A 25,700-nucleotide genomic window follows, 5' to 3' on the forward strand; every position below is an offset into this window, starting at 1 on the left:
AACGCTCCGGCGTCCGGTCGAGCAGATACTGGAGAAGTGCTTTGCTACATGGATCAGTAGAAGACCTTCCCGCAGAGCGGGCCCGGGCGGGCCGCCGCCGCGTCGAAGCCCGGGCTGCACTCGAGTTGGGGTTGCGCCTGGGCGATCTGTTGCTGCTGCCGGGCATGGCGGTGCTCTCCCACATTCTGATGGCGGGAACAGGGGCCCCTGATTCTTCCCAGCGCATCGTGTTCGGTGCGGTGATCCTCAGTGCCATCGTCTGCTTCTCTGTAGCGCCGGTTTATCGCAATTGGCGGATGCGTGGCCTTCTGGCTGATCTCTGGCTGCTGCTGCTGGCGTGGTCATGCACTTTTGCGCTGTTCTCGCTGTATGCCGTTCTGGTGGGCGTCGCCGATGCGATCCCGTCCCGTTGGCTGGTGGGCTGGTACGTTTCCGGGCTGGGTGCTATGGCCGTCCTGCGCGTGCTGCTGCGGGTGCAGTTGCATCGCCTGCGCTCTCGTGGGATGGATCGCGAGCGGGTCCTTCTGGTAGGGCTTCGTGCGCCAGCCCTGAAGCTGCACCGCCTGCTGCGTGGCAAGCCGGAGCTGGGCAAGGAAGTTATTGGCTACTTCGCCAGTGCAGGCGATATCGCCACCCGTCGTGGCGGTGATGCACCGCGCAGACTGGGCATGCTGGCTGAGGTCCCGCAGTACATGGACCAGCATCGGGGTGAGTTCGACCAGGTCTGGGTTTCGATGCCGATGGGGCATGCAGCTGCGATCAAGGACATGCTCAAGCAGATCGAGCGGTTCCCGGTGCCGGTACGCCTGATTCCCGATACAACAGGCCTGGGGGCGCTTAATCCCAGCGTGCACCAGGTGGGTGACGTGCCGATGATCGGCGTGCGGCAGGGCCTGGCGGATCATCGGTTCCGCCTGTTCAAGCGGGTCGAGGATATCTTCGTAGCGGGTGTGGCGGTGGTCCTGTTGGCGCCGCTGTTCGTCGTACTCTCTATTGGAGTGAAGCTGAGTTCGCCCGGGCCGGTGTTCTTCCGCCAGAAGCGTCACGGACTGGGTGGCAAGGAGTTCTGGATGCTCAAGTTCCGCTCCATGCGCGTGCATGCGGAGGGAGGGGGGCAGATCACCCAGGCCACGCGCGGTGATCCGCGAGTGACCCGTTTCGGGGCTTTCCTGCGCCGCAGCAGCCTGGATGAGTTGCCGCAGTTCTTCAATGTGCTGGGCGGAAACATGTCAGTGGTGGGGCCGCGACCGCATGCGATCCAGCACAACGACCACTATGAGCGAGTGATCGAGCGCTACATGCACCGTCACTACGTCAAGCCGGGTATCACGGGTTGGGCACAGGTGCATGGCTTGCGTGGCGAGACTCCGGAGCTGCGCTCGATGAAGAAGCGTGTCCAGTACGACATCGACTACATCAGGCGTTGGAGTCCGACGCTGGACGTGCGGATCATCGTGCTGACGGCTTTGAAGGTACTGGGTCAGAAATCGGCGTACTAGACAAGGCTTTTGCCTGGATGTGCCGGCACGCTCGTGTGGACGTGCCCGGGCGGCAGCAGCGGCCGGGCGCTGCATTTCCTGTATTGAAGAACTGATGGAAACCGTTGTCCGTGTTCAAGAATATTCTGGTTGTGTGTGTCGGCAACATCTGTCGCAGCCCGTCGGCTGAAGTGATGTTGCGCGAGGCTGTGAGGGGCAAGGGCATCACGGTGTCCTCGGCCGGCCTGGGGGCCCTGGTCAACCACGGTGTGGATGCCACCGCGCAGGCGCTGTTGACCGAGCATGGCCTGGATGGTAGTAGCCATCGTGCTCGGCAGATCGACCGCAGCACCCTGGGAGCCTCGGATCTGGTGCTGGTGATGGAGCGCAAGCACGTCCATCGCATCATCGAGATCGCGCCGGAGGCGTCCGGCAAGACCTTCCTGCTGGGCAAGTGGCAGTCTGATCGCGAGATTCCCGACCCGTATCGCCAGCAACGCACTGCATTCGAGCACGTCTACACGCTGATGGATGAGGGTGTGAAAAGCTGGGTGCGCTACCTCTGATAGCACAGGCCCCTTGAAGTTGCGCTGCAGACGAAAGGCCGGGAGCCGTCAGGCCCCCGGCTTTTCTCATTCCCCGACGTTGCGCAGATTGTCGTAGAAGAAGCGCTCATCGCGATCACCGGTCATGCCGTACAGGCCGTACTTGCGGCCGAGCATGGCACCGCCATCGCGGATCAGCGGATTCCAGTTGAAGGCCGCACGGCCACGCGTGGAGCGTGGCAGGAATCCATCGAGCGGAATGCTGAAGTAGATGCCCTTGTCGAAGCTGCCTTCACCGAAGTCGCGCGCCGAGACATTGGTCTTGGTCGCATACGCGCCCATGGTCACGCCGTTGTCGAATACGCGGGCCAGGTCCAGAGTGGCACCCTTGTCGGCGGCCAGGTACTGGCCGACCGATAGCGAGCCGATGATGCGTTCACGGGCGTCGAACGCGTAGTAGAGCGTGGCATGGCCGGTGGTGACGCGGTAGTCGCGCAGGCCCCAGTGCTGGTCGTAATCGCGCTGCTGGACCCGGTTGAGATTCGCCCCAACCGCCCAGCGCTCGCCGCTTGGGCGATACAGCAGTTCGCCGCCGACGCCGGCATACATCCACTCCAGGTAGCCCGCGTAGGCGATGCCATACAGGTCTGGTGCCAGCCGCCCCGCGATGTTGGCCTGCAGATTGGGCAGCATGATGTCAGAGGTGGTCAGGTACTGGCGGATGTCGGTACGCACGCGCGGCAGGCGGCTTGGGGCGTTGTACTTGAACTTGTGGTAGTTGTTGGTGACATCGGCACTGACGGTACCGGTCAGCCAGATGTTGTCGCGCAGGAACAGGCTGCCCGTATAGTTGGCTGCGATCTGGTACAGAATAAAGCCGTCGGGGCCGCCAAGGTTCTGCCGGTAGCCGATGTTGAAGCCGCCGCCGAACGGGTTGCGCGTGGGCGTGTACAGCGTTTCGCGCGCGCGCGTGTCAGGCGCGTGCAGTTCCGTGCTCCGCCGCAGTACGTCTTCGCTGACGGTGCCGTCCAGGTATCCCGCGAACGCTTCGCGGTTGATCGACAGATCGGCAATCGGCATGCCCACGCGAGTGGTGCGCAGGGTGAACCAGTTATAGTCATCGCCAGTCGTGTTGGCAAGAATGCGCGTGGCGCGTCCCAGGCCCTTGGCAGCATGCAGGTAGCGGGTCTGGTAACCGTCGACATATAGTTCGTCGCCGCGGCGCGAAATGCGTTCGACACGGAAGCCGGCATTGCGCTGCAGTTCGGTGCTGATCGCTGCCCAGTCGGTGCTGGTGGCAGGTGTGGTACCAGGTGCGGTACCAGGCGCGTCTTTGCTGGCCAAAGATGCGCGCTGATCGGCGGCGGCCGTCTCGGGCAACAGTCGCTGCGGTGGCGGGTCGAACGGCTTCGGTGCAGCAGGCGCATTGCCCGGGTTGCCACGCAAGGTGAGCGAGAACATCGCCGCGTCGCCGCGCTCCCAGGCTGCAGTCAGCTCTACATTGCGGTTTGGCACATAGACCAGACCCACGTTGATGGGCGTGCGCTGGCGCAGGTTATTGTTGCGGGGTTCGCGGCGGTAGTCGTTGCCGTCGTATTCGAATTTAAGCAGCAGTTCGTCCATCGGCATCTGGTAGGTGATACCGCCAAAGATGCCGACTGGGCCCTTGAACATGTTGCTCAGGCCAAACTTGCCGGATTGCGTGATGTCACTGTTGGCAATGGAGCGGCGGTCCTTGAAGCGATCATCGATGGCGCCGAGTGGATTGGAGAAATCACCGCGGTTGCCAATGTAGCCGGTGGCCAGTCCAATCGACGCATCGATCGGGCCGAAATTCTTGTTGGCAACCAGGTACTCGCTGGAGAAGAATCCGGTGCCACCTAGATCGCGCACACCAAAGGCAAGCTCAGGCAGCAGGCGTGATTCCTGCCACAGGCGCAGTTTGAAGTCGATGGACTTGTCCTTGTAATGCTGATCGCCGGCAACGCTGGGCCCGTACAACAAGTTATTGACATTAATGTAGCGGAATGATGCCTCCAGCCATGGGAACGGCTGCATGGTCAGGTTGTAGCGGGCGTACGGAGCGTTGTACGACGCCGTGAAGCTCAGGTCTCCGTCGCTCGCCATGCGCGCGGTAGGTGTCTGCAGAAGGCCAATCCCGCCCCATTCGTTGGCGGTGGGGGGCGGTGCCTCCTGGGCGTGCAGTGCGCAGGACAGCGACAAGGCAAGCGCGCTCAGTGTGAAACGGGCAGGGCGCATTGGGTGCGCGCGCAGGCAGGACTGGGTCATCACGGACTGACGGGTTGGGTGGCGATGAACGCGGCGAAATCGCTATTGAACAGCGGGTCGATACGCTTGATGAGAGAGGCACGCAAGGGTACGAAGACCGTACCTCCGGGCGCGACAGCCTGGAGATCCGCGCGGTTCCACAGGCCGATACCCAACTGCTGGATTCGCCCGTCGGGTTGGATCACGTAGATGTCGTTGCGGTCGGCCAGGGGGCCGGGGTGGCAGTCGCGCAGATAGTCGCGTGCATCGCGCTGCGGGATGTGGGGCAGCTCGCATTCCTGCCCCACTGCACCCATGACGGTGATCGTGCGTGGCTGCAGAGGGAGCCGCAGCCTATCGCCTGCGGCTAGCACCGGGTTGTTCGTGGGCTGCACCTGGATCAGTCGTGCGGCACCGGTGATGGGCGTCCGGCCGGTCGCCGGATGTGTCTCCAGCCAAGTCTGCAATGCCTGCGCGAGCGTCGCGACCTGTGCATCGGCAGACTGTGCCAGCTGCCCGGCGCCATACTGCAGCCCGGCGCGTAGCCGCACCTGGGCCTGCAGGGCTTGTGGGCGTTCGAGGCTTGTCCCCAGCAGGTAGGCGTCAGCGCGTGGACGAGCCAGCAGCAGCCCGTCGGCCAGACGGGCGCCGGCGCTCAGCTCGTACGCCCCGGTAGCTTCAGCGGCGCCCTCAATATGTATCTGCGCGGCCTGGGTGGCGCTGGCGGCAAACAGCGCGGCGAGGATTGCCGAACTGAAAAATCTGAACGTCATGGCTCAATCCTTGGCCGCGCGATAGGGTTTGAGCTGGGTCAGTTCTGCGACGCGACCGGGCGCCAGATGCTGTCGGCTCTTCCAGATGAAGCCGGTGGCTGGATCTGCCCAGTAGACATTGCGGCCACTCATGCCACTGCCCTGCAGCCGTTCGTCGAACCGCTGCAGGGTTCGGCGCGAACCAAGGATGTCGACCTGCTCCAGTGCGCCCCTGCTCAGTGTTCCGGTCACGGCGACGTCGACCTGGTAGGCGGGAACCCAGTCATAGCGGCGCTGCACCGTAACAGGTGTGGTCACGGTTCTGAGGTCATCGAAAGGTGATTGACCGATGATGCGGGCCCGCCATTGTTGCCCCTGGCCGCTGCCGCCCAGGAGTAGGCCATGTTGGTCCATCTCGAACACCACATGTGTACCTGCGAACCACTGCTGCCGGCCCGCATCGATGTAGCCCAGCACTGCTACCGCCACGATGTCAGGCGTGTCCACCTGCATCTGCGGGAAGCGATTGCTGGCGACGCCTTCTGCAGTTGCCTGTGCCGGTCGATGGGTAATCAGCCGGAAGGTGTCCACTGTGGAGCGGCTACCGGTAGTGCACCCGGTGAACAGCAGGACGGAGACGATGACCGGCAACAGTGCGCCACGGGTACGATGTGCTCGGCAGTGGCGGGTCGCCTCCATGCGAGCCATGTCAGTTGTCCTTGATTTCGGTTCCAGTACGCGCCGCGTTGTACAGGATGTTGGTGAAGGGCAGCAGTTGATTCACGAAACGATTCCAGCGGCTGACGCCGGCGGCGCCGACGAACACCACGTCGCCCGGCTGCACGTGGAACTGGCTCCCGGCGGCGAATGCGGTGGGCGAACGGGCTTCCAACTGGTAGACCATCGAGGGCAGCTGCTGCAGGTCAGTGCTTCCGCGGATGACATACACTGCGTTGCCGTTGGCTGTCTGCTGCAGTAGACCGCGCGCGCGTCCCAGCGCCTGGTTCAACGAGACATCGCCTGTGCGGAAGGCGTAGGCGCCAGGTTGATTGACTTCGCCCACCACGAAGATCTCTTTGCGGTCCAGGTAGGGCACGAAGATGGAGTCGCCATCCTTGAGGAGCAGTTGGCGGCCGCCAAACTCGCGGGCCAAGGTTTCCAGATTGATCGTGTAAGTGGTGCCTTCGCGGCTGAGCTGGATGCCCGACAAGTCGGCCTGCTGGTTGTCCAGTCCGGATTGGCTGATCGCGTCTGCCAGCGTCAGTGGCGAGGTGCTCAGAGCAATCGGCGAGGATCGCTGGGCTGCGCCTGTCACCCAGACCCGTTGGCTGCCATAGGTGAGGACGGATACGTCCACCTGGGGCGATTCCACGTACTTGGCCAAGCGGGCGCTGATCTCCTCGCGGAGCTGCATCGGCGTCTTGCCGGAGGCTGTGACCTTGCCGATGTATGGGTAGAACATCGTGCCGTCACTCTGCACAAGGCGCCCTGCCAGAGCGCCCTGCTGCTGGGGGCCGGCCGGCACGGTCAGTTCCGGGTGATCCCATACGGTGACATAGAGAATGTCGCCGGCGCCGACCGTGTACGGTGCAGGCTGGTAGTCGAACAATGCAGCTGGCAGTGAGTTCTGCGTCCGCGCGGCGTTTTCCTGCGCGATCAGCTTCGGCGTGATGGTGACGATTTCCAGCTGACCATCGCCGCTCTGGCGATCAACGGCGACGTCGCTGCGGCGCAGGTGCTGTCCCGGCGCAAGCGCACAGCTGGACAGTGCCAGTGCGGTCAGCGCAGCGGCAAGAAGGCGAGGGGTGATCTTGTTCATGAGAATGAGAGTCTGGCAGGCATAAAAAACCCCCGCCGGGCCGCGCCCGGCGAGGGCCTGAGTGATACGCAGCGCGTTGATCAGCCGCCGGTACCGCCCGTGCCGCCGGTGCCGCCCGTACCACCGGTGCCGCCAGTGCCGGGACCGCCCGGGCCCGGGCCACCCGGATCGGTGCCACTGCCACCGTCATTGCTGCCACTGGTGCTGTCGCCACCAATGCTGTAGGCAACGGCAGCGGCGGCCACGCCAATCACGGTGGTGCCGACCACGGCAGCGGTCGAGACGCCAGCGGCTTCTGCTCCGGCAACTTCAGCCGCAGTAGCCTCCGTGCCGGCCGTAGCCTGCGCTTCCTGCGCGAAACTCATCATCGGGGAGGCGGACAGGGCCGCCAGTGCCACAACTGCGATCGTCTTCTTGAACATGGGAGGCCTGCTCCGTCAGGGAAAATTCCTTTCCCATGTTCGGTGGATGAATCCTTGCTGTCAAGGTTTGTGAAAACTTCGTATCTAATGATGGTCTCTGATTGGCGATGAACGACTGTGTAGATCTTGGCGTTCGAATGCGCTTTCGCGACCGGACATTGCCTTCGCAGCGGCCTTCACGAGGTCATGGGTGTGCAAGTCTGCAAGCGATATCGGGGTGATGGTGGCGGCGGCAATTGCCAGCAACGCGGCGCGGCCGCGCACGGCGAGAGTGTTGTCCAGCGTCTGTACGCCGTGCAGCACCCAGGCCGACGCGGCCAGGCCGAGGCTGAGTCCTATAATGATCTCGGACGGAGAGTGTGCTCGCAAAGGCAGGCGAGAGCAGCCGATCGCGACCGCAAGCCCCGCGCCGGCGACGGTCCAGGCCCGCAGGTGTCGGCTGCGGCCGCTTGCCAGCAGCCAGAAGACCACGGGATAGAGCACGCTGGACATGGCGGCATGCCCGGAGATGCCAGTGAAATCCAGATGCTCCAAGCCGAAACCCCAGCCTATGAAGGCGATTTTGCTGGCCAGTGTGGTCGCGGCGACCACCATGATGGCCACAGCCCAACGCCACAGTAGGTGGCGGTGAGACGCTGACAGGAACAAGGCCAGTACAGCGGTAAGCGGAAGCAAGGCGCGGCTGTCGCCGAGTGCAGACAGGCTCTCCCAGAAAGTCATCATGCAGTGAAGGTGTAAGTGCAGCGGGTAGATGTGTACAGAATACTGATGCTGGGCATCCTGCAGAACGCCCCGCGCTTGGTCCATTCAGCCAGACGAGGTATCCTTCCTCGCTGCAATGGCCCCGTAGCTCAGCTGGATAGAGCGTCCCCCTCCTAAGGGGAAGGTCGCCCGTTCGAATCGGGCCGGGGTCACCATAAATCAATGGCTTGTGCTATTTGGCAGGCTTGCAGAGTTTCTTGAAGCGCCATTTGTTCCCACAGGCGCGAGAAGCCAGCCTTGTGTGGAATTTCGCTGCGCTGATGGTGTGAGCCTCCGCTCATTTCAGATGAGCCCGCAGCAGGTCCTCGAGGTTGTTCCGCACTGTGTTGACCTCAAGACTGAGGCGGTAAGCCTGCATTGCGTGGCCCCAACGGCAGGTGTGGCGGAATGGTGCCGATGTTCCACTCCGTCCGGGTCATCCTCTCTGGGGAGACTTGCACTGTGGTCATCTATCCCGCTTTTTCTCACGAAGGGTGAGGAATGCGGCAATTGCGCTTGCAGCGACGCCGAGCAAGAAGCCGAGGACCATTCCGTCGAACCAACTCAAGCTCGCCACGTTGCCCCCATGCAAAGATTGATGCGCGAATAGCGTTCTGCTGCTTGTGTTGTACTGCGAAGGGGAAAGGTATGGCCCCGGGCTTTCGCGGGCCTTACAGAGAACGATTCGCGTCTTGATATTGCGAATGTCAGGTGATCTGCAGCAACAGATCCTCACTGTTATTCCGCGGCGCGTTCACCGCGCGGCTGACGCGGTAGGCTTCCATCACGTAGCCAGAACGGCACTGCGGCCAGATAGCTGCCATGTGTTACACCGGCCAGATCATTGCTGTCTACCGGGACCTGGTGCGGATGACCGACCAAATGGCAAAGCCCCCACGCGAACGGAAGCTTGCTTGGATCTGCGGTGTTCTAAGAACCAGGCTTTGCTACTTCCCGATAGTAATTGGCGCATATGCAGGTGAGTGAGCCTTAGCCCAATCCAGGACCGAGGTGGCTTAGACGGACCCTCCAGGCGCGCATGAGCAGCGCCGCGTCGGCGTCCAGTCCGAACGACTCAGGCAGATCGTTGCTGCGTTCGCAGGATCTGCGACCGCCGGTCGCATCTTTGAATCGGACCGAAGTCATCATTCGTCGCCCCTGCATGGCAGCCACTCTCCGGGCTTCTACAGCAACCCCAACCCGCCCAGCACCGCCGACACCTCCTCGCGCTCATCGCCCCGCAGCCCCTGCAACGGCAGTGGCAGGCAGTCCTCGCCGCACAGTCCCAGCAGCGCCGCCGCGCAGGCCATGACGCGAATCCCACCAAACCGGTCATACAGCGCCCATAGCGGTGCCAGTCGTGCGGAGAGGGCAGTGGCACCCTCGGCATCGCTGTTACCCGCGGCCCGCATGATCTGCAGCGCAACCTCGGGGAACAGCCCCGCGGTCACCGAGTACCAGCCATCGCACCCTGCCAGCAGCCCTCGCACCGCAGAGGCATCTCCGCTGATGCCCAGCGTCACATGCGCAGGGATGCTTGCGCGCAGTGCCGCGACACGTGCAACTGCCTCCGCCGTGTCATCGGCCAGGCGCGGAATCTTGATCGAGGCGATGTTGGGCAGCGCGGCGATCCGGCCATGCAGTGCATCGGTGAAGCGGAAGTGCGTGGTGCCCGGGTTGTCATAGACGCAGATGGGCGTGCGTACCGCCGCGCATACCGTTTCGAACAGCGCTTGCACCTCATGATCCTTCAGGGGCTGGTAGGACACGGGGGCGAGCAGCAGGCCTGCAGCACCCGCATCTTCGGCATCCAGCGCCAGTTCCAGTACATCGCGGGTACGCAGTGCACCGATGCCGGCGATCACGGGTACGTCTCCGGCGTGGGCCAGTGCTTCGCGCAGCACGCGCTTGCGCTCGGGCTTCTCCAGATAGGCGTAGCTGCCGGTGGAACCCAGGACGCCCATCGAGTCAACGCCGGAACCCGCCAGGCGCTCGACCAATCCGGCAAACGATCGAAGGTCGATGCCCGATTCTGTGAGGGGCGTAAGTGGGAATGCGCTGAGGCCTTGGAACATGGTCATCTCGAGAGGTGGGTACGTGGGCATTCGGGCGCGGCGGCTGGACGCCAGGAATTGTTTATTGTCCTATGACAAATCTCAAGTGCCGCCGTGCAGCGTGAGCACTTGGCACGAATCACGCACCATCAACGCCATGAACCTGCATCTTCGCCCCGTCCAGCCTTCGCACTACGCCACCGTCGCCAGCTGGCCCGAATCAACCGAGGCCACCCAGCGCTGGGCGGGCCCCGGCGTGCCATTTCCACTCCCGCCGGAACGGTTCGCACAGGTGCTCGAACTTGCGAAGCGCCCCGGGTGGGTGCTGCTGGAAGGGCCAGGCCTCTGCGTAGGCTTCGGCCAGTACTGGACGACCGGCGCCGGTACCGCACACCTCGGCCGCATCATTGTCTCCCCGCGGGCACGCGGGCGCGGCCTTGGCCGGCTGCTCATGCAGGCCTTGAGTGCACAGGCCCTGCACGAAGACGCTGTGCGGCACCTCACCCTGCGCGTCTATCGCGACAACACGGCCGCCGTGGCCCTATACCGCGATCTCGGCTTCCAGCAGGTCGAAGCGTCTTCGACGCCAGAACTTCTGTTCATGCGGCGCACGTCGGGCTGAATCCTGCTCAGGCCGGTGTGACCGCCTGCAGGGCACACCATTGCACGCGGGTGATGCGGCTGATGTGCTCGGTGCGGTAGTCGCCAAGGAAGCTGTTGAACTTGTTCACTTCGGTATGGTGATGCTGGAAACCGCATTTGCTCTGTGCCGTGAGTGATTGCAGGTTGTCGGCGAAGTAGCCGCACCACAGCGCTTCCAGCTCCAGCCGCATGAACGCATGCCGCATCACTTCGCGCACCGCTTCGGGGACCAGGCCCCGGCCCCAGTACGGTACGCCGATCCAGTAGGCGATCTCGCCTTCGCGGTCGCTGATCTCGAAGTTGCTGTCAGCGCCGATCAGGATGCCGACACAGCCGATGGCGCGGCCGTCTTCGCGGTTCTGCAGTGCGTAGACTTCCGGCTGGTTGAAGACGGTGCGGATGATTTCGGTACTTTCCTCGATGCTGGTGTGGATCGGCCAACCGGCGATCGGCCCCACCCGCGGGTCGCGGGCGTACTCGTATAGATCTGCGGCGTCGGTGTCGTGCCAGGGGCGCAGGATCAAGCGTTCGGTGTGCAGCTGCATGTCGATTCCAAGGAGACAAAGAGAACGCACAGGCTAGGTCGCCAGGCGCGGCTGGCCCAGGGCGGGACCTTGATGGTTTCGGTACTTTTCACAACTCATGGGCGTGGCTGGGTATGCTGGGGCCTGGAATACAGCCGGATCGGCCCATGGATCGCGTACCCCAGCTTCTGGATCAGGACGAATCCCTGCGCCTGGAGGTCAGCACGCTGGCCGAAGGGCAGGGTGTTCCGCTGTCGTTCGGGCACGCCTACCTGGCGGTGCTGGTATGCGTGTCCGGTCGCGCGCGCTTTGCCCTGAACTTCCGCGAGGTGGCGGTGCAGCGGCATGACGTGCTGGTGCTGGCAGAGGACACGCTGGCGCTGCTGCGGCAGCGCTCACGCGGGTTCGCCGTGGTGGTCTGCCTGATGCCGAAGGTGCTGGCATCGGAAGTGGCCTATGTGCTGCCAAATGCATTGTTCCAGTTCCTGCACGAGCAGCCGCATTGCGTGGTGTCACCCCTGGACGTGCCGCTGCTGCAGGGCTGGTTGCAACAGTTGATGGATGCACAGCACAACGGCGGGCGCTATCGACATGTGATGCTGCGCAGCCTGCTGCAGACCTTTTTCCTGAAGATGGCTACGTTGCTGCCGAAACAGAAGCGCGCGCCCGCGCAGGTCGGCCGGCGCGAGCGGCTGGCCTGGAACTTCTGGGAGCTGGTGGGCCAGCGCAGCACGCGCCAGCGCGACGTGCAGTCCTATGCGGAAGCGCTGTGCATCACCCCGTTCTATCTTTCGCAGCTGACCCGCGAATGTTTCGATGAAACCCCGAAGGCACTGATCGATCGCCAGGTGGTGCTGGAGATCAAGGCGCTGCTGACATATAGCGAGTTGCCGATTGGACGCATTGCCGAGCGTCTGCAGTTCGAGGATGCGTCGTATCTGTGCCGGTACTTCCGGCGGCATACCGGTCAGTCGCTGACCGGTTACCGTCGTGCGGGGCAGGGAGGCACTAGTGCGATACGAACAGCGGCGCCGGCACTTCGGCCAGCAGGTCCTCGGTGACCCCGCCGAGGACGCGTTCTACCACCCTGCTGCGGCTGTAGGGGCCCAGCACCAGCAGGTCGGCCTCGGCATCAAGCACATGCTGGCGGATGGTTGCGGCGATGCCGCCCTGGCTCGAACTGATCGCCTGTATTTCCACGTCGACGCCGTGCCGGGCCAGATGCTGGGCCATGTCGGTCCCGGGCGAGCCTTCGGTCTTGGGTGTGTCGACCATCAGCAGGTGCACGGCCTGCGCGCGGGCGAGCAGCGGCAGTGCATCCGCGACCGCCCGTCGCGCCTGTTTGCTGGCGTTCCAGGCCACCACGATGCGTCGGCCGACCTGTTCGCCGCGCCAGTGTGGCGGAACCAGCAGCATCGGCACGCCGGTCTGACGCAGCGTACCCAGTGGATGCCAGCCGCTGGGCGCGCCGGGCGTGTGCGGGTAGCCGGCGATGATCAGATCGCAGTAGAGCGATTGCAGGGCCAGGTCGGCGCCACCCAGATAGTCCGAGACGATCCGAAGTTCGGTGCTGATCCGCAGCGGTTCGGACAGCACGCGCAGGTTCTGCATCAACTGCGCGGTACAGGCGGCGTCGGCTCGCGCTTCATGGTCGAGCGCGGCAGCAATGCCGGCGCCACGGGCGAAACCACTGGCGATGTCGGTGGGGTGCTGGGCGGTGGAGACCGCGACCAGGTGCGCCTGCTGTGCCTGCGCCAGGTGAGAGGCGATTTTCAGTACGCGCTGCCCGGTGTCGCTGGCATCGAACAGTACGGCGATATCGCGTAGCGGATGCAGCATGGCCTTTCTCCTTCGATGCCTGTGGCGCGTTCCCTGCAATGCACCGACCCGGGTGCACCGGACGCACCTCCCTTGTAGCGCATTCGTGTTTCGAGTGAATCATTTTTGATTCAGTTTATTAATTAATGATTCATGCTAGCGTGAGTGCATCCCGAATCAGGCTTTTCCATGCGACCTGCCGCAGCACGCACTCGCCGCGATCTGCACCACGCTCTGGCGGCCACACTGGTCAGCCATCCGCGTTGCACGCTCAGTGAGTTGGCGCGGGGAGCGGGCATCAGCCGCGCGACCCTGTACCGGTTCGCGCCGAACCGTGAGGCGATCGATGAAGCCCTGTTCGCTGCCGGTTTCGAACGCCTGGAAGCGGCGGCGGTGTGGTTCGACGACGAGAGCGCCGCTCGGCACGTGCTGGAGCAGGTCACCGTGACACTGCTGGCGGACTGGGAGCTGGTGACGCTGCTGTTCGCGCGGATGATGGAAGAGCAGCAGCGGCAAGGGGATCTGCATCTGCTGCCTGAGCGCTGGGCGCCGATCGGCGAGCGTTTCGAGGCGTTTTTCCTGCGAGGACAGAAAGCCGGCGTGTTCAACGTCGAGTTCAGTGCGGTGTGGTTGGCCGATTTCTACTGGACCTGTTTCTACGGCATCACCTGGTCGCTCGCGCGCGGTCGGCTGGCGCCGGCGATGGCCTCATCCACCCTGCTGGCCTCGTTCCAGCACGGCGCGATGAAGGGGTGAGCCTGCTGGCGGACCCCTTGCTGCGACTGCCTTACACCTGCTTCAGCAGCTCTACCAGTTGGCGCAGGCGATAGGGCTTGGGCAGGAACTCCACCTGTTCCGGCAGCGGCGGCAGCTGCGAGCGGGCATAGCCGGATGACAGGATCATCCGCGCCTGCGGTTGATCGCGCGCGACGTGTTCGCTGAGTTCAATGCCGGACATGCCGTTGGGCATGCTGATATCGCTGAACACCACGTCGAAGCGCGCTTCACCCTTCAACAGCGCGGCCGCTTCGTGTGCATCCGCAGTCGTCGCCACGTCGATGCCGAAATCGCGCAGGGCCAGGCCGATCATTTCGCGAAGATCGGTCTGGTCCTCCACCATCAGTACGCGGATCGGGTCATCGGTCATGGGCAGGTTCCTCCGTTGCGGGGAGCAGCAGGCTGACCGTGGTGCCGACACCGGGCGTGGTGGACACGTCGACGAAGCCGCCGCTCTGGGTAGTGAATCCGAACACCTGGCTCAGGCCCAGCCCGCTGCCCTTGCCGATGTCCTTGGTAGTGAAGAATGGCTCGGTCGCCCGTTCGGCGATGTCCGCCGCCATGCCGTGGCCCTCGTCGCAGACGCTGAGGGTGACGTAGCCACGTTGCATCGTGGTGTCCGCGTCCGGATCGAGGCGATGCTCCAGCGCGGTGCCGACCAGGATGCGGCCGCCGTCGACGGTGGCCTCCACGGCATTGGCCACCAGGTTGGCCAATGCGGTCTGCAACTGCATCGCATCGGTGCTCACCGGTGGCAGATCCGGCGTGAAGCGGACTTCGAGCGCAACCGAGGGGGGGCAGGCGCGCTGCAGGTCGGGCAGCCACTGCCGCACCAGTGCGTTGATGTCCACTGGCTCACGGATCAGGGTCTGCCCGGTGCTGAAGGCCAGCAGCTGGCGGGTCAGCAGGGCGCCGCGGTCGGTGGCCGACTGTGCGGCATCCAGCAGTTCGGCTGCGCGCGCGTCGTCACCACTCACCCGCAGCGACAGCAGGTCCAGCGCGTTGCCGATGGTGGTCAGCAGGTTGTTGAATTCGTGCGACAGCCCGCGGCTGAGACGGCCAACGGTCTCGAACTGTTGGGTATTGCGAAGTGCACGTTGGGCATCACGCAGCAGCCGCTGCGCCTGCCACTGCTCGGTGATGTCGCGGGTGATCTTGACGAAGCCGAGGAGTTCGCCGGCTTCTACGACCGGCTCGATGACCACGCTGGCACGGAAAGAGGATCCATCGCGGCGCACCCGCCAGCCTTCACTGGAAACATGGCCCTGTTGCGCTGCGAGGCGGAGCAGGCGCAGGGGTTCACCGGCGTCGCGATCGGCGGCCAGATAGAAACGGTCAAAGTGCGTCCCGACCACTTCGTCGGCTGAATAGCCCTTGATGCGCTCTGCGCCCGGGTTCCAGCTGCAGACGATGCCAGCGGGATCAAGCAGATACAGCGCATGGTCGCGCACACTGTCGATCAGCAGTCGCAGTTGGCGGGAAGGGTCCGTCAGCACGGACGTCGTAGAAGCAGCTGCGTCCACGTAGAAATGAGCATTACCCCTGAGAGGGACGTGAAGCTAGGCAGTGCAGTGTGAAGGATGCGTGCAGGCGCGGCGCGTGCCAATGGTCCTGTGCGGCTGAATACGACACGGAGTACCATCTCCCACCCCCTGCCTTCTGGAACTGACCTGCATGCGTCCTGGTGCGACTGCGCGTGACCGCTGGATCTGGATGACATCCGCTGCGCTGCTGGCCGCGACCATCGCGCTGGAGCTGGTGGTGCCGCTGGGTTATGCGGTATGGCTGGCTTACTTCCTTGCCGTGGGCGTGACGGTGTTCCAGCGCAGCGCGCGGGCACCGTTCATCGTGGCGGTGCTCGCCTGCATCTTGTTGATCGTCGGCTACAACGTCGCCCCGGCCAGCTCCAACTCGGCGTTCTCGTTCGTCAATCGCAGCATCGGCGGTGGCGCATTCCTGATGATCGCGCTGATCGTTTCCCGTGCCATCCAGGCCCGGCGCCAGGCGATGCGCGCGTTGTGGCTGCAGGAGGCCGAGAACGCGGTGGCGATGAGCCTGCGCGGCGACCTCGGGCCGGAGCAGATCGCCGACGCAGCGGTAACCCGCCTGGCGGAGCAGCTGCGCGCCGACGTGGGTGCGGTCTATCGGCTGGAGGGCGGACGGCTGCAGTTGACCGGTGGCATGGCCCTGCCATCCGGCACGCCCGCCTCCCTGTCGTTGCAGGAAGGGCTGGCCGGGCAGGTCGCGCGCGATGAACGCATCCGCCACCTGCACGGCGACGAGGCCGCAGTGCTTGAGCTGCAGACCAGCCTGGGCAGGTTGCCGGTGCGCGAACGGATCCTGGCACCGATCAACAGCGATGGCGGAGTGGTGGGGGTCATCGAACTGGGCCGGGCCCGGGTCGGTGATCAGCATGGCCTTGACGACGAACTGCTGGAGCGTTGCGCCGACACCATCGGCATGGCTCTTCGTGCGTCGTTGCTGCGGGCGCAGCTGGTGGTCCTGCTGGAAGAGTCGCAGCGCCAGGGCGAGGAACTGCAGGCCCAGCAGGAAGAACTGCGCGTGGCCAACGAGGAACTGGAAGAGCAGAGTCGCAGCCTGCTGCAGTCGCAGAGCCATCTGGAAGAGCAGCAGGCCGAGCTGGAGCAGAGCAACGTCCAGCTGGAAGAGCGCACCCATGAGCTGGAGGCGCAGAAGCAGGCGCTGCTGGTTGCCCAGGGCCAGCTGATCCGCAACAGCAACGAGCTGGCGGCCACCTCGCGCTACAAGTCCGAATTCCTGGCCAACATGTCGCACGAGCTGCGCACGCCGCTGAACAGTTCGCTGATCCTGGCCAAGCTGCTGGCCGACAACAAGGACGGCACGCTGACCGAGGAGCAGGTGAAGTATGCGCGCGCGATCCTGTCGTCCAACAACGACCTGCTGGCGCTGATCAACGACATCCTGGATCTGTCGCGCATCGAGGCCGGCCATGTCGAGCTGGCCGATGAAGTAGTGGTGGTGGACAGCGTACTGCAGCGCCTGCGCGAGACCTTCGAGCCAATGGCGCGGCAGAAGGGCCTGGCCCTGCAGCTCGAGGCCGATACGCTGGCACCCAGCCAGCTGGTGGCCGATAACCAGCGCCTGCAGCAGATCCTGAAGAACCTGCTGGCCAACGCGTTGAAGTTCACCGAACACGGCAAGGTCAGCCTGCATGTGCGTGCGGGCGGCAATGGACGCATTCGCTTCGAAGTCTGCGATACCGGCATCGGCATCGCCCGTGAGCAGCTGCAGGTCATCTTCGAGGCGTTCCGCCAGGCCGATGGCAGTACACGTCGCCGCTACGGCGGCACCGGCCTGGGCCTGTCCATTTCACGCGATTTGGCGATGCGCATGGGGGGTGACATCCAGGTTGACAGCGAACCCGGACGTGGCAGCTGCTTCATCCTTGAGCTGCCGCTGCAGGGCGCACCGGCATCTGAGGCTCCCCAGGTGGCAGCTGCGGATGCTGTGTCGCCGCCCATGGTGGCACCGGCACCCGCGCGCGTTGTGGCGACGCCTGTGGCTGCGCCGCCTGCGCCCCTGGCACCCGCCAGCGTGGCTGATGACCGTGGCCGCCGGCAACGCGCCGGCCGGCTGATCCTCGCGGTGGAGGACGATGCCACCTTCGCTGAGGCATTGGTGGTGCTGGCCCACGAACTGGACTTCGACTGCGTGGTGGCCAGCACGGCTGAAGAGGCTCTGGCGCTGGCTGCCGAGCTGCGCCCGAACGGCATCCTGCTCGATATCGGCCTGCCCGATGTGTCTGGCCTGAGTGTGCTGGAGCGGCTGAAGCGCAACCCGGACACGCGGCACATTCCGGTGCATGTGGTTTCAGCGATGGACCGCAGCCAGGTGGCGCGTGAGTTGGGCGCGATCGGCTTCGCGATCAAGCCGACCACGCGTGAGCGTCTCGCAGCGGCAATCGAGCAGCTGGAACAGACCAGCCAGCGTGATGTGCGCCGCCTGCTGATCGTGGAGGACGACAGCGAGCTGCGCCACAACCTGGAACTGCTGCTGGGCCGCGAGCAACTTCAGATCATCGCTGTCGGCACCCTGGCTGGCGCGCTGGAGCAGCTGAGCATGGTTACCTTCGACTGCATGGTGATGGACCTGTCGTTGCCCGATGGCAGTGGCTACGACCTGCTCGAACACATGGCCGGTAATGATGATGTCGGCTTCCCGCCGGTGATCGTCTACACCGGCCGTGCGCTCAACCGCGAAGAAGAGCAGCGCCTGCGTCGCTATTCGAAGAGCATCATCATCAAGGGTGCGCGTTCGCCGGAGCGCCTGTTGGACGAAGTGACCCTGTTCCTGCACAGCGTCGAGGCCAGCCTGCCGAGCGATCAGCAGCGCCTGCTGCGCGAGGCACGCCGCCGCGACACCGTGCTCGACGGCCGTACCGTGCTGCTGGCCGAGGACGACGTGCGCAACATCTTTGCGCTGTCCAGCGTGCTCGAGCCGCTGGGTGTGACCCTGGAAATCGCGCGCAATGGCCAGGAGGCGGTTGATCGCCTGGCCGAGCGTGAGGTCGACCTGGTGCTGATGGACATCATGATGCCGGAGAAAGATGGCCTGGCGGCGATGCGCGAGATCCGCGCGCAGCGCCACCTGCAGGACCTGCCGATCATCGCGCTGACCGCCAAGGCGATGCCGGATGACCGTGAGCGCTGCCTGCAGGCCGGTGCCAACGACTACATCTCCAAGCCGATCGACGTCGACAAGCTGGTTTCCCTGTGCAGGGTCTGGTGCTCGCGGCAATGAACGAGCAGGCGCTGTTCGATCTTGAGCTGAAGGTGTTGCTGGAGGCGCTGTACCAGCGCTACCACTACGACTTCCGCAGCTACGCGGTGTCCTCGCTGCGGCGACGCATCGGCCAGGCCATGCAGCGCTACGAATGTGAGCGCCTGTCGGACCTGCAGCATCGCCTGCTGCACGAGCCGGAGCTGTTCGCCCAGGCCATGCAGTTCTTCACCGTGCAGGTTTCGGAGATGTTCCGTGACCCGGCGTATTTCCGTGAACTGCGCGAGCAGGTGGTGCCGGTGCTGCGCACCTATCCCTCGGTGAAGCTGTGGGTGGCCGGTTGCAGCACCGGAGAGGAAGTGTGGTCGCTGGCGATCCTGCTGCATGAGGAAGGTCTGCTCGAGCGCAGCATCGTCTATGCCACCGACATCAATCCGGCCGCGCTCGCCACGGCGGAGGCCGGTGCCTACGGCATTGACCGGATGGCGCAGTTCAGTCGCAATTATCTTGCGGCCGGCGGTACCGCTTCGCTTTCGGATTACTACGCCACGGCCTACGACGGCGCGGTGTTCGACCGTCAGTTGCGCCGCAACGTGGTGTTTGCCGACCACAGCCTGGCCACCGATACCGTGTTCTCCGAAGTGCACCTGGTGTCGTGCCGCAACGTGCTGATCTATTTCAACCGCGACCTGCAGGACCGTGCCGTGGGCCTGTTCCATGAAGCACTGGTGCACAAGGGGTTCCTTGGCCTGGGCAGCAAGGAGTCGCTGCAGTTCGGGCGCCACCACGATGACTTCGAGGTCTGTTCGCGCGAGCATCGCCTGTACCGGAAGGTCGCCTGATGGCGATGCAGGCTCGCCCAGCGGTATTGGTGGTCGGTGCCTCCGCAGGGGGCGTCGCGGCGCTGCAGGCCGTGCTGGGCGCGCTTCCCGCCAGGCTGCCGGCGCCGGTGCTGGCGGTACTGCACCTTCCGCGTGACCGATCCAGTCGCATCGCCGAGGTGCTGGCGCCGTACTGCGCGCTGCCGGTGCGTGAGGCGGAGGACAAGCAGCCGCTGCAGCCCGGAACGGTGACGTTCGCGCCACCGGACTACCACCTGCTGGTAGAGGATGCGCACTCGGTCGCGCTGTCGGTGGATGCCCCGGTCCTGTTTTCGCGTCCGGCCATCGACCCGTTGTTCGAATCTGCCGCTGCGGTATTCGGTGACCAGGTGCTGGCGCTGCTGCTGACCGGCGCCAGCAGCGATGGCAGCGAAGGCGTGGCCGCAGTGCGCGCTGCCGGTGGCCGCGCCTGGTTGCAATGTCCCGAGGAGGCCGAGGCATCGATGATGCCGGCCTCCGCCCTGCAGCATGCCGGCGCCGATGCCGTGCTGCCCCTTGAATTGATGTGCCGTCGCCTGAAGGAGTTGTTTGCATGAACCTGCTGCCACCGGACCCTGCGCAGTCGCAGTCCCCGGTCAACCTGCTGATCGTCGATGACGTGCCGCAGAACCTGGTGGCCATGCAGGCGCTGCTGCAGCGCGAGGGCGTCAACCTGTTGCTGGCCGGTTCTGGCGCCCAGGCGCTGGAGCTGTTGCTGGAGCACGAGGTCGCGTTGGCGCTGCTGGACGTGCACATGCCGGAGATCGACGGTTTCACACTGGCCGAACTGATGCGCGGTTCGCATCGCAGCCGTACGGTGCCGATCATTTTCCTGACCGCCTCGCCGGATGACCCGCTGCGCGCGTTCAAGGGCTACGAATCCGGCGCGGTGGATTTCCTGCACAAGCCGGTGGCACCGCAGGTGATCCTGAGCAAGGTCAATGTCTTCATCGAGCTTTACCAGCAGCGGCAGTTGCTGAAGGCGCGCAACGAGGCGCTGGAGCGCGCGCTCAAGCTCAACGAAACGATGGCCGCGGTGCTGACGCACGATCTGCGCACGCCGCTGTCGGCGATCCTGCTGTGTGCCGACAAGCTGGCGCTGGAGCTTCCCGAGGACAACGCTGGCGCGCAGCAGACGCTGCAGTACCTGGAGGCCAGTACGCTGCGGATGGCGCGGATGGTGGAGCAGTTGCTGGACTTCTCGCGGATCCGCAGCGGTGGCCTGCGCCTGCAGGCCCATGCCTGCGATCTGGCCGAGGTCACCCGTGCGGTGGTGGCGGAGGTGGGGAGCGCGCAGGGGGCAGGCCGGATCCGCCTCGATGCACACGGTGACACGCAGCTGCAAGGGGACCTGGATCGACTGGGGCAGGTTGCAGCGAACCTGATCGGCAATGCGCTGACCCACGGCAACGAGGCGCACGTCGAGGTGGATGGCCGTGACCCGCGCAGCGTGCTGTTGCGGGTGCGCAACGCCGGGCAGATCGATGCGGCGCTGCTGCCGCGCCTGTTCGAGCCGTTCAAGGCCAGCTTCCACCAGAGCAACGGTCTTGGCCTGGGCCTGTACATCGTCGATCAGTTCGTGCGAGCCCACGGCGGCCGCATCGATGCCCGCAACGACGCGGGACAGGTGGTGTTCGAGGCGTGGCTGCCCAGGCGTAGTGACGGACCGGTTGCCGCCGGAAGCTGAATTCTTCAGCAAACGTGGTGAAGTACTGAGACGGAGTCGTCCGCAACTGCTACCGTGGCCGCTCACGTTGCCAAGGAAGCACCATGCCACTGCGCGCCATCGCCTACGTCAGCCAGGCGCTGCCGGATCTTTCCGTCGAACGCCTGCGTGTACTGGTCGAGGATGCGGCACGCTTCAACAAGCTGGCCGGGGTGACAGGTGTGCTGCTGCATGATGGCCAGCGCTTCCTGCAGTACATTGAAGGGCCGCCGGATGGCATCGACTCGGTCTACGAGCGCATCCTGCAGGCCGGCAGCCATATCGACATCGTCGAACTGGCGCGTGGCCGCCTGGGTCAGCGTCAGTTCCCCTACTGGTCGATGCGCGCGTTGCCGGTGGACGCCGCACTGCTGCGCCAGTTGTCTTCCAGCGACTGGTCGGGGTTCACCCGCGCGCTGCAGGGCGACCGCTCGCTACCGACGCCGGTGGACCTGCTTGACCAGGTGGTGCAGCCGGTGCTGCACGCCGGTTGATCCCGCGCTGCGGGTTCAGCGCGGATCACCGCCACAGTAGGCGGCATGCAATGCCTTCAGCACGCCCAGCGCCGGCCCTTCGACCACGCGGTAGTGGATCGCCTGCGCCTGGCGCCGGGTTGCCACGATATCCAGTTCGCGCAGCACGGCCAGATGCTGCGACAGCGCCGATGCGCTCAATCCGGTCAGTGCCTGCAGTTCCGGCACCGGCGCTTCACCTTCCATTAGGCGGCACAACACGCGCAACCGCGCAGGATGGGCCAGGCGCTTGAGCAGGGCGGCGGCCTGCGTAGCGTGCTCGGCCATGGCCGCGCTGTCGAGCTCGATGCGGGCCATGGTTGGCCTTTTTGTTTAGAAGAAGCTAATTTAGAGAAAGCTAAATAAAAAGGCAAATTGATGAGCGCGATCGACAGGAGCGGGGCATGAACCTGCCATGGGCGGCGTTGGCTGGGGGAGGGTTGATCGGGGCGTCGGCAGTGCTGTTGCTGGCCACCCTCGGACGCGTGGCCGGCATCAGTGGAATCACAGCGGGTTGCCTGCGCGCACAGGGAGGCGAACGCCGCTGGCGCTGGGCGTTCCTGCTCGGGCTGCTTGCTGCGGCGGGAGGGGTCTTGTGGTGGCAATCGGTACCGGAAGCTTCACCGCAAGTGCTGCTGCGTGATGCGTTGCCTGCCTGGCAACTGATTGGCGCTGGCCTGCTGGTCGGATTCGGCACCCGGTTGGGCAGCGGTTGTACCAGTGGCCACGGCGTCTGCGGCATGGCGCGTGGCTCCATGCGTTCGCTGCTGGCGGTGCTGGTGTTCATGGCCTGCGCGATGCTGACCACGTTCCTGATCCGCCACGGCGGAGGCCTGGCATGAGCCGCGCAGTGTGGGCCGCCGTTGCGGCGGGTGCCTTGTTCGGTGCGGGGTTGGCGCTTTCTGGAATGACCGATGCGCGTCGTGTGCTCGGCTTCCTCGATGTGACCGGTGGCTTCGATCCGACCCTGATGTGGGTGCTGGCCTCTGCGTTGCTGGTCAGCGCGATAGGGCAACGCTGGGTGCTGCATCGCGCGCGCCCCTTGTATGCAGCCCGCTTCCAGCTGCCCACCGTGCGCGATGTGGATGCGCGCCTGTTGCTGGGCGCCGCACTGTTCGGCATTGGCTGGGGCTGGGCAGGCTATTGTCCCGGTCCGGCGATTGCGGGCCTGGCGGTGGCATCGCGCGAAGCGCTGTGGTTCGTACCTGCGATGCTGCTGGGCTTCTGGCTGCATGACCGCTTCGTGCGCTGAGGTTTCACCGCTGTGTCACGATGGATCGGGTCAGATCCATGGACCACGGGGAAAGGAGCGTACTGATATGGCACGGATGAAGTGGAAGGGAAGCGCAATGCTTGCGGTCGCACTGATCGCAGCGACGGCACCCGCGCTGGCTTGCACGCGTGCGGTGTACCTGGGTGACAACGGTGATGTGATCACCGCACGTTCGATGGACTGGAAGGTCGATGTGGCGACCAACCTCTACGTCCTGCCGCGCGGCATCGCTCGTACTGGCCAGGCCGGGCCGAAGTCGCTGGCATGGACCGCACGCTACGGCAGTGTGGTGGCCACCGGCTACGACGTATCGACCACCGATGGCATGAACGAAAAGGGCCTGGTGGCCAACCTGCTGTGGCTGGTGGAATCGGAGTATCCGCAGCAGCGCGGCAACAAGCCAGGCCTGGCGATTTCGCTGTGGGCGCAGTACGTGCTCGACAATTTCGCGACGGTGGAAGAGGCGGTGGCGGCGCTGAAGCGTGAGCCGTACTCGATCATTACCGACAAGGTGCCCGGCGAAGACCGCCAGGCGACGCTGCACCTGTCACTGTCCGATGCCAGCGGTGACAGTGCCATCGTCGAGTACATCGGCGGTCGCCAGGTGATTCACCATGATCGCCGCTACCAGGTGATGACCAACTCGCCGATCTTCGAGCAGCAGCTGGCCCTCAACAGCTACTGGCAGCAGATCGGCGGCACGGTGATGCTGCCGGGCACCAACCGCTCGGCCGACCGTTTCGCGCGCGCCTCGTTCTACATCAACGCCATTCCCAAGGCCGAGGATCCGGTGGTTGCGCTGGCCAGTGTGTTCAGCGTGATCCGCAACACCTCGGTGCCGTACGGCATCACCACGCCGGGCGAGCCGAATATTTCATCCACGCGCTGGCGCACCGTGGCCGACCACAAGCGGAGGCTGTACTTCTTCGAATCGGCATTGACCCCGAACACTTTCTGGGTTGATCTGAACAAGGTCGATTTCGGCGGCAAGGTGCTCAAGCTCGACCTCGGCAAGGACCAGCGCAACACCTTTGCCGGCAATGCACTGGGCCAGTTCGTGCCCAGCGCACCGTTCACCTTCCTCGGCGTCGACGGTTAGTTCGATGCCTTGCTGGAGGCCGGGTAGACCGCCTGGATCGCGCAGCTGCCGCGGGTGTACTGCGGCAGTGGGGCGATGCTTTCACCGCGCAGATCGTCTGTCTCGAACTCGGCAGTCATGATCCGATCGCCGGGATTGCCGCAGATCAGGCCATTCTGCAGGCCCGAGTGGAAGCTCAGTTGCGGCGCGCGGTCGAGCTGGCGGCAGTGGCTGCCGAGCTCGACCCGGTAGTAGCGGTGGCCACCATTGCGGTGCGGGTTGGTCTCCACCAGCATGCCCTGCGGGTCGGATGACCAGGCCCGGACATTGCGGGTGGCGAAGCAGTAGGACGGCGAGCCGCCGAAGCTGCGGCGGATGTCCTTGCGCTCGCGGATGGTCACGGCGGGCAGGGTGGCTGTGTGCAGTCGGTCGCTGTCGCGGGCGACGCTGGCGTAGTCGCGGTCCTGCACGGGGGTCACCGCGCTGACGGCACAGCTGCGGCCATCAACCACGACACGCTCGCTGGGGCGACCGCAGGCCCAGCCATCCGGCGCTTCCAGTTTCAGCGTGGTGGCGTCGCGGACGCCGGGGCAGTCTTCGCTGAAATCGATGCGATAGGCTTGGCCGGAGGCGGCGCGCAATGCGATCGTGCGTGCTGATGCCTGCTCCACTTCCTGGACGCCGACTGCATCCATGCAGTGCGGGGCCGGCGGCGTGCGTTCCTGTGCGCAGGCGCCCGCGGCAAGTACCAGGCCGAGGCCGGTCGCCAGCACCACGAACACGTATTGATGGGTCATGACCCGCACTCCCTGCATTGGATGACGGCTCGACTATAGCTGCGGTTTGCACGGCCGGTGTTACACGCGCACACTGCCCCGATGGGCGCGATCTTCCACCTGCGGCACTACGGACAGGCCACCGGCCTGGACCGTCATGACTACGCGCAGTGGGTGCTGCCACTGCAAGGTGAACTGCAGTTCGAGATGGAAGGCCGCGGCGGTCGCCTGGATCTGCTGCAGGGTGCTTTCGTAGCGGCCGGCGAAGCGCATGACCAGATGGCCGACGGCCCGAACGGTTTCGTGATCGTTGATTGCCCGCCTGGCGTGCTCGACGACGCGACCCAGGAACACCTGTGCCACCAGCGCTGGCTGCATCTGCCGCTGGCGTTGCGCCGATGCCTGACCGACGTGCAGGCAGGGCAGCCGATGCCCGCCCTGCTTCCCCGGTTGTTGCAGGCGTTCGCACCTGCTGGTAGCGGTGCGCGCATGCAGGGGCTGTGTGCGGCGGTGCAGGCCGACCCGGGGCAATCGTGGCCGGTGGCGCGCATGTCGGCGTTCGTGGGCGTCAGCGAGAGTCGTCTGCATGCCTTGTTCCAGCGCGAGTTCGGGCTCAGCCCGCAGGCTTGGCTCAGTGCGTGCCGATTGCGCTGGGCCAAGCACCAGCTGCGCACCAGCGCCGCACCGATCATCGATATCGCGCTGGCCGCAGGCTATTCCGAGCAGAGCGCACTGACCCGCGCGCTGCGCCGCGAATGTGGTCAGACCCCCGCTGCGTGGCGCCGGGGCGCCGGACTGTAACGTCGGCCATGCTTGGCTGCCGTTCGCGGGATGGCGGGTGCAGAAGCAGTCGAGCATGGCTCGACTCTACGAACGCGATGGGCCAGTAGCCTCG

At 64.8% G+C, this 25,700-nt stretch carries 27 protein-coding genes and 1 tRNA gene; 15 read left to right on the forward strand and 13 right to left on the reverse strand.

What is annotated here, in order from left to right:
• Positions 1-149: 149 nt before the first annotated feature.
• Both ABR323_RS12070 and ABR323_RS12075 read left to right on the forward strand, forming a co-directional pair.
• The gene (locus ABR323_RS12070; RefSeq protein WP_439449487.1) at positions 150-1,499 is read left to right on the forward strand and encodes an undecaprenyl-phosphate glucose phosphotransferase; all 1,350 of its coding nucleotides are present in this window, start codon (positions 150-152) and stop codon (positions 1,497-1,499) included.
• A 110-nt stretch (positions 1,500-1,609) separates the two neighbouring features.
• Positions 1,610-2,044, forward strand: a complete 435-nt coding sequence (locus ABR323_RS12075) for a low molecular weight protein-tyrosine-phosphatase (RefSeq protein ID WP_439449488.1) — start codon at positions 1,610-1,612, stop codon at positions 2,042-2,044.
• A 66-nt stretch (positions 2,045-2,110) separates the two neighbouring features.
• On the opposite strand, the gene ABR323_RS12080 is transcribed toward ABR323_RS12075, so the two are convergent.
• The 6 genes from ABR323_RS12080 to ABR323_RS12105 all read right to left on the reverse strand — a co-directional run bounded on the left by ABR323_RS12080 (position 2,111) and on the right by ABR323_RS12105 (position 8,007).
• Positions 2,111-4,150: a YjbH domain-containing protein gene (locus ABR323_RS12080; RefSeq protein ID WP_439449489.1), complete on the reverse strand. Its 2,040-nt coding sequence runs from the start codon at positions 4,148-4,150 to the stop codon at positions 2,111-2,113.
• A 161-nt stretch (positions 4,151-4,311) separates the two neighbouring features.
• Positions 4,312-5,064 carry a capsule biosynthesis GfcC family protein gene (locus ABR323_RS12085; RefSeq protein WP_439449490.1) on the reverse strand — a complete coding sequence of 251 codons (753 nt, stop codon included), beginning with the start codon at positions 5,062-5,064 and terminating at the stop codon, positions 4,312-4,314.
• A gap of 3 nt (positions 5,065-5,067) precedes the next feature.
• Positions 5,068-5,751 (reverse strand): YjbF family lipoprotein, encoded by a 684-nt coding sequence (locus ABR323_RS12090; protein ID WP_439449491.1) that lies wholly within the window; start codon positions 5,749-5,751, stop codon positions 5,068-5,070.
• Position 5,752: 1 nt separating this feature from the next.
• The gene (locus ABR323_RS12095) at positions 5,753-6,862 is read right to left on the reverse strand and encodes a polysaccharide biosynthesis/export family protein (RefSeq protein WP_439449492.1); all 1,110 of its coding nucleotides are present in this window, start codon (positions 6,860-6,862) and stop codon (positions 5,753-5,755) included.
• Positions 6,863-6,942: 80 nt separating this feature from the next.
• Positions 6,943-7,284: a hypothetical protein gene (locus tag ABR323_RS12100; RefSeq protein ID WP_057503544.1), complete on the reverse strand. Its 342-nt coding sequence runs from the start codon at positions 7,282-7,284 to the stop codon at positions 6,943-6,945.
• An 84-nt stretch (positions 7,285-7,368) separates the two neighbouring features.
• Positions 7,369-8,007 (reverse strand): phosphatase PAP2 family protein, encoded by a 639-nt coding sequence (locus ABR323_RS12105; protein WP_439449493.1) that lies wholly within the window; start codon positions 8,005-8,007, stop codon positions 7,369-7,371.
• A gap of 117 nt (positions 8,008-8,124) precedes the next feature.
• Here ABR323_RS12105 and ABR323_RS12110 point away from each other — a divergent pair.
• Positions 8,125-8,201: transfer RNA gene (locus ABR323_RS12110), tRNA-Arg, on the forward strand.
• A 1,008-nt stretch (positions 8,202-9,209) separates the two neighbouring features.
• On the opposite strand, the gene ABR323_RS12115 is transcribed toward ABR323_RS12110, so the two are convergent.
• Positions 9,210-10,100, reverse strand: a complete 891-nt coding sequence (locus tag ABR323_RS12115) for a dihydrodipicolinate synthase family protein (protein ID WP_439449494.1) — start codon at positions 10,098-10,100, stop codon at positions 9,210-9,212.
• Positions 10,101-10,236: 136 nt separating this feature from the next.
• Here ABR323_RS12115 and ABR323_RS12120 point away from each other — a divergent pair, with 136 nt between their 5' ends.
• On the forward strand, positions 10,237-10,701 hold the full coding sequence (locus ABR323_RS12120) for a GNAT family N-acetyltransferase (RefSeq protein ID WP_439449663.1): 465 nt from the start codon (positions 10,237-10,239) through the stop codon (positions 10,699-10,701).
• 7 nt (positions 10,702-10,708) lie between these two features.
• On the opposite strand, the gene ABR323_RS12125 is transcribed toward ABR323_RS12120, so the two are convergent.
• Positions 10,709-11,266 (reverse strand): GNAT family N-acetyltransferase, encoded by a 558-nt coding sequence (locus tag ABR323_RS12125; protein WP_439449495.1) that lies wholly within the window; start codon positions 11,264-11,266, stop codon positions 10,709-10,711.
• 146 nt (positions 11,267-11,412) lie between these two features.
• On the opposite strand from ABR323_RS12125, the gene ABR323_RS12130 reads away from it, so the two are divergent.
• Positions 11,413-12,306 (forward strand): helix-turn-helix domain-containing protein, encoded by an 894-nt coding sequence (locus ABR323_RS12130; RefSeq protein ID WP_439449496.1) that lies wholly within the window; start codon positions 11,413-11,415, stop codon positions 12,304-12,306.
• Here ABR323_RS12130 and ABR323_RS12135 read toward each other — a convergent pair.
• On the reverse strand, positions 12,254-13,084 hold the full coding sequence (locus ABR323_RS12135; protein ID WP_135273392.1) for a universal stress protein: 831 nt from the start codon (positions 13,082-13,084) through the stop codon (positions 12,254-12,256). The genes ABR323_RS12130 and ABR323_RS12135 overlap by 53 nt on opposite strands.
• Before the next feature lie 168 nt (positions 13,085-13,252).
• On the opposite strand from ABR323_RS12135, the gene ABR323_RS12140 reads away from it, so the two are divergent.
• Positions 13,253-13,819, forward strand: coding sequence for a TetR/AcrR family transcriptional regulator (locus ABR323_RS12140; protein WP_439449497.1), 567 nt, complete (start codon positions 13,253-13,255; stop codon positions 13,817-13,819).
• Between the two features lie 31 nt (positions 13,820-13,850).
• Here ABR323_RS12140 and ABR323_RS12145 read toward each other — a convergent pair whose 3' ends face one another.
• Both ABR323_RS12145 and ABR323_RS12150 read right to left on the reverse strand, forming a co-directional pair.
• Positions 13,851-14,210, reverse strand: coding sequence for a response regulator (locus ABR323_RS12145; protein WP_439449498.1), 360 nt, complete (start codon positions 14,208-14,210; stop codon positions 13,851-13,853).
• A complete protein-coding gene (locus ABR323_RS12150; protein WP_439449499.1) occupies positions 14,200-15,363 on the reverse strand; it encodes a two-component system sensor histidine kinase NtrB in 1,164 nt (387 codons plus the stop codon). Before ABR323_RS12150 ends, ABR323_RS12145 begins: the two co-directional genes overlap by 11 nt.
• Positions 15,364-15,514: 151 nt before the next feature.
• Between ABR323_RS12150 and ABR323_RS12155 the strand changes: the two genes are divergently transcribed.
• The 5 genes from ABR323_RS12155 (at position 15,515) to ABR323_RS12175 (ending at position 21,660) form a co-directional block, all read left to right on the forward strand.
• Positions 15,515-18,622: a response regulator gene (locus tag ABR323_RS12155; RefSeq protein WP_439449500.1), complete on the forward strand. Its 3,108-nt coding sequence runs from the start codon at positions 15,515-15,517 to the stop codon at positions 18,620-18,622.
• Positions 18,619-19,443, forward strand: a complete 825-nt coding sequence (locus tag ABR323_RS12160; protein WP_135273396.1) for a CheR family methyltransferase — start codon at positions 18,619-18,621, stop codon at positions 19,441-19,443. The genes ABR323_RS12155 and ABR323_RS12160 overlap by 4 nt, the downstream gene beginning before the upstream one ends.
• Positions 19,443-20,018, forward strand: a complete 576-nt coding sequence (locus ABR323_RS12165; RefSeq protein WP_439449501.1) for a chemotaxis protein CheB — start codon at positions 19,443-19,445, stop codon at positions 20,016-20,018. Before ABR323_RS12160 ends, ABR323_RS12165 begins: the two co-directional genes overlap by 1 nt.
• Entirely contained in the window at positions 20,015-21,148 is a 1,134-nt protein-coding gene (locus ABR323_RS12170) for a hybrid sensor histidine kinase/response regulator (protein WP_135273398.1), read from the forward strand. Before ABR323_RS12165 ends, ABR323_RS12170 begins: the two co-directional genes overlap by 4 nt.
• Positions 21,149-21,231: 83 nt before the next feature.
• On the forward strand, positions 21,232-21,660 hold the full coding sequence (locus tag ABR323_RS12175; protein ID WP_135273399.1) for a BLUF domain-containing protein: 429 nt from the start codon (positions 21,232-21,234) through the stop codon (positions 21,658-21,660).
• Positions 21,661-21,675: 15 nt separating this feature from the next.
• On the opposite strand, the gene ABR323_RS12180 is transcribed toward ABR323_RS12175, so the two are convergent.
• Positions 21,676-21,996 carry an ArsR/SmtB family transcription factor gene (locus tag ABR323_RS12180; protein WP_439449502.1) on the reverse strand — a complete coding sequence of 107 codons (321 nt, stop codon included), beginning with the start codon at positions 21,994-21,996 and terminating at the stop codon, positions 21,676-21,678.
• Between the two features lie 86 nt (positions 21,997-22,082).
• On the opposite strand from ABR323_RS12180, the gene ABR323_RS12185 reads away from it, so the two are divergent.
• The 3 genes from ABR323_RS12185 to ABR323_RS12195 all read left to right on the forward strand — a co-directional run bounded on the left by ABR323_RS12185 (position 22,083) and on the right by ABR323_RS12195 (position 24,050).
• Positions 22,083-22,520, forward strand: a complete 438-nt coding sequence (locus ABR323_RS12185; RefSeq protein ID WP_439449503.1) for a YeeE/YedE family protein — start codon at positions 22,083-22,085, stop codon at positions 22,518-22,520.
• Positions 22,517-22,930, forward strand: coding sequence for a DUF6691 family protein (locus ABR323_RS12190; protein WP_439449504.1), 414 nt, complete (start codon positions 22,517-22,519; stop codon positions 22,928-22,930). Before ABR323_RS12185 ends, ABR323_RS12190 begins: the two co-directional genes overlap by 4 nt.
• Before the next feature lie 67 nt (positions 22,931-22,997).
• Positions 22,998-24,050, forward strand: a complete 1,053-nt coding sequence (locus ABR323_RS12195) for a linear amide C-N hydrolase (RefSeq protein WP_439449505.1) — start codon at positions 22,998-23,000, stop codon at positions 24,048-24,050.
• Here the strand turns inward: ABR323_RS12195 and ABR323_RS12200 are convergent.
• A complete protein-coding gene (locus ABR323_RS12200; RefSeq protein ID WP_439449506.1) occupies positions 24,047-24,826 on the reverse strand; it encodes a DUF6491 family protein in 780 nt (259 codons plus the stop codon). The two genes, ABR323_RS12195 and ABR323_RS12200, sit on opposite strands and share 4 nt — an antisense overlap.
• Positions 24,827-24,907: 81 nt before the next feature.
• Between ABR323_RS12200 and ABR323_RS12205 the strand changes: the two genes are divergently transcribed.
• Positions 24,908-25,606: an AraC family transcriptional regulator gene (locus tag ABR323_RS12205; protein ID WP_439449507.1), complete on the forward strand. Its 699-nt coding sequence runs from the start codon at positions 24,908-24,910 to the stop codon at positions 25,604-25,606.
• Positions 25,607-25,700: the final 94 nt, after the last annotated feature.

The sequence above is a fragment of the Stenotrophomonas sp. ATs4 genome (assembly GCF_051861585.1).
Classification (GTDB): domain Bacteria; phylum Pseudomonadota; class Gammaproteobacteria; order Xanthomonadales; family Xanthomonadaceae; genus Stenotrophomonas; species Stenotrophomonas maltophilia_AS.

Coding starts and splice junctions, on each gene's coding strand:
- ABR323_RS12080 (WP_439449489.1), bottom strand. CDS start 4,150: ATGGCGAGCGACGGAGACCTGAGCTTCACGGCGTCGTACAACGCTCCG.
- ABR323_RS12085 (WP_439449490.1), bottom strand. CDS start 5,064: ATGACGTTCAGATTTTTCAGTTCGGCAATCCTCGCCGCGCTGTTTGCC.
- ABR323_RS12090 (WP_439449491.1), bottom strand. CDS start 5,751: ATGGCTCGCATGGAGGCGACCCGCCACTGCCGAGCACATCGTACCCGT.
- ABR323_RS12095 (WP_439449492.1), bottom strand. CDS start 6,862: ATGAACAAGATCACCCCTCGCCTTCTTGCCGCTGCGCTGACCGCACTG.
- ABR323_RS12100 (WP_057503544.1), bottom strand. CDS start 7,284: ATGTTCAAGAAGACGATCGCAGTTGTGGCACTGGCGGCCCTGTCCGCC.
- ABR323_RS12105 (WP_439449493.1), bottom strand. CDS start 8,007: ATGATGACTTTCTGGGAGAGCCTGTCTGCACTCGGCGACAGCCGCGCC.
- ABR323_RS12115 (WP_439449494.1), bottom strand. CDS start 10,100: ATGTTCCAAGGCCTCAGCGCATTCCCACTTACGCCCCTCACAGAATCG.
- ABR323_RS12120 (WP_439449663.1), top strand. CDS start 10,237: ATGAACCTGCATCTTCGCCCCGTCCAGCCTTCGCACTACGCCACCGTC.
- ABR323_RS12125 (WP_439449495.1), bottom strand. CDS start 11,266: ATGCAGCTGCACACCGAACGCTTGATCCTGCGCCCCTGGCACGACACC.
- ABR323_RS12130 (WP_439449496.1), top strand. CDS start 11,413: ATGGATCGCGTACCCCAGCTTCTGGATCAGGACGAATCCCTGCGCCTG.
- ABR323_RS12135 (WP_135273392.1), bottom strand. CDS start 13,084: ATGCTGCATCCGCTACGCGATATCGCCGTACTGTTCGATGCCAGCGAC.
- ABR323_RS12140 (WP_439449497.1), top strand. CDS start 13,253: ATGCGACCTGCCGCAGCACGCACTCGCCGCGATCTGCACCACGCTCTG.
- ABR323_RS12145 (WP_439449498.1), bottom strand. CDS start 14,210: ATGACCGATGACCCGATCCGCGTACTGATGGTGGAGGACCAGACCGAT.
- ABR323_RS12155 (WP_439449500.1), top strand. CDS start 15,515: ATGCGTCCTGGTGCGACTGCGCGTGACCGCTGGATCTGGATGACATCC.
- ABR323_RS12160 (WP_135273396.1), top strand. CDS start 18,619: ATGAACGAGCAGGCGCTGTTCGATCTTGAGCTGAAGGTGTTGCTGGAG.
- ABR323_RS12165 (WP_439449501.1), top strand. CDS start 19,443: ATGGCGATGCAGGCTCGCCCAGCGGTATTGGTGGTCGGTGCCTCCGCA.
- ABR323_RS12170 (WP_135273398.1), top strand. CDS start 20,015: ATGAACCTGCTGCCACCGGACCCTGCGCAGTCGCAGTCCCCGGTCAAC.
- ABR323_RS12175 (WP_135273399.1), top strand. CDS start 21,232: ATGCCACTGCGCGCCATCGCCTACGTCAGCCAGGCGCTGCCGGATCTT.
- ABR323_RS12180 (WP_439449502.1), bottom strand. CDS start 21,996: ATGGCCCGCATCGAGCTCGACAGCGCGGCCATGGCCGAGCACGCTACG.
- ABR323_RS12185 (WP_439449503.1), top strand. CDS start 22,083: ATGAACCTGCCATGGGCGGCGTTGGCTGGGGGAGGGTTGATCGGGGCG.
- ABR323_RS12190 (WP_439449504.1), top strand. CDS start 22,517: ATGAGCCGCGCAGTGTGGGCCGCCGTTGCGGCGGGTGCCTTGTTCGGT.
- ABR323_RS12195 (WP_439449505.1), top strand. CDS start 22,998: ATGGCACGGATGAAGTGGAAGGGAAGCGCAATGCTTGCGGTCGCACTG.
- ABR323_RS12200 (WP_439449506.1), bottom strand. CDS start 24,826: ATGACCCATCAATACGTGTTCGTGGTGCTGGCGACCGGCCTCGGCCTG.
- ABR323_RS12205 (WP_439449507.1), top strand. CDS start 24,908: ATGGGCGCGATCTTCCACCTGCGGCACTACGGACAGGCCACCGGCCTG.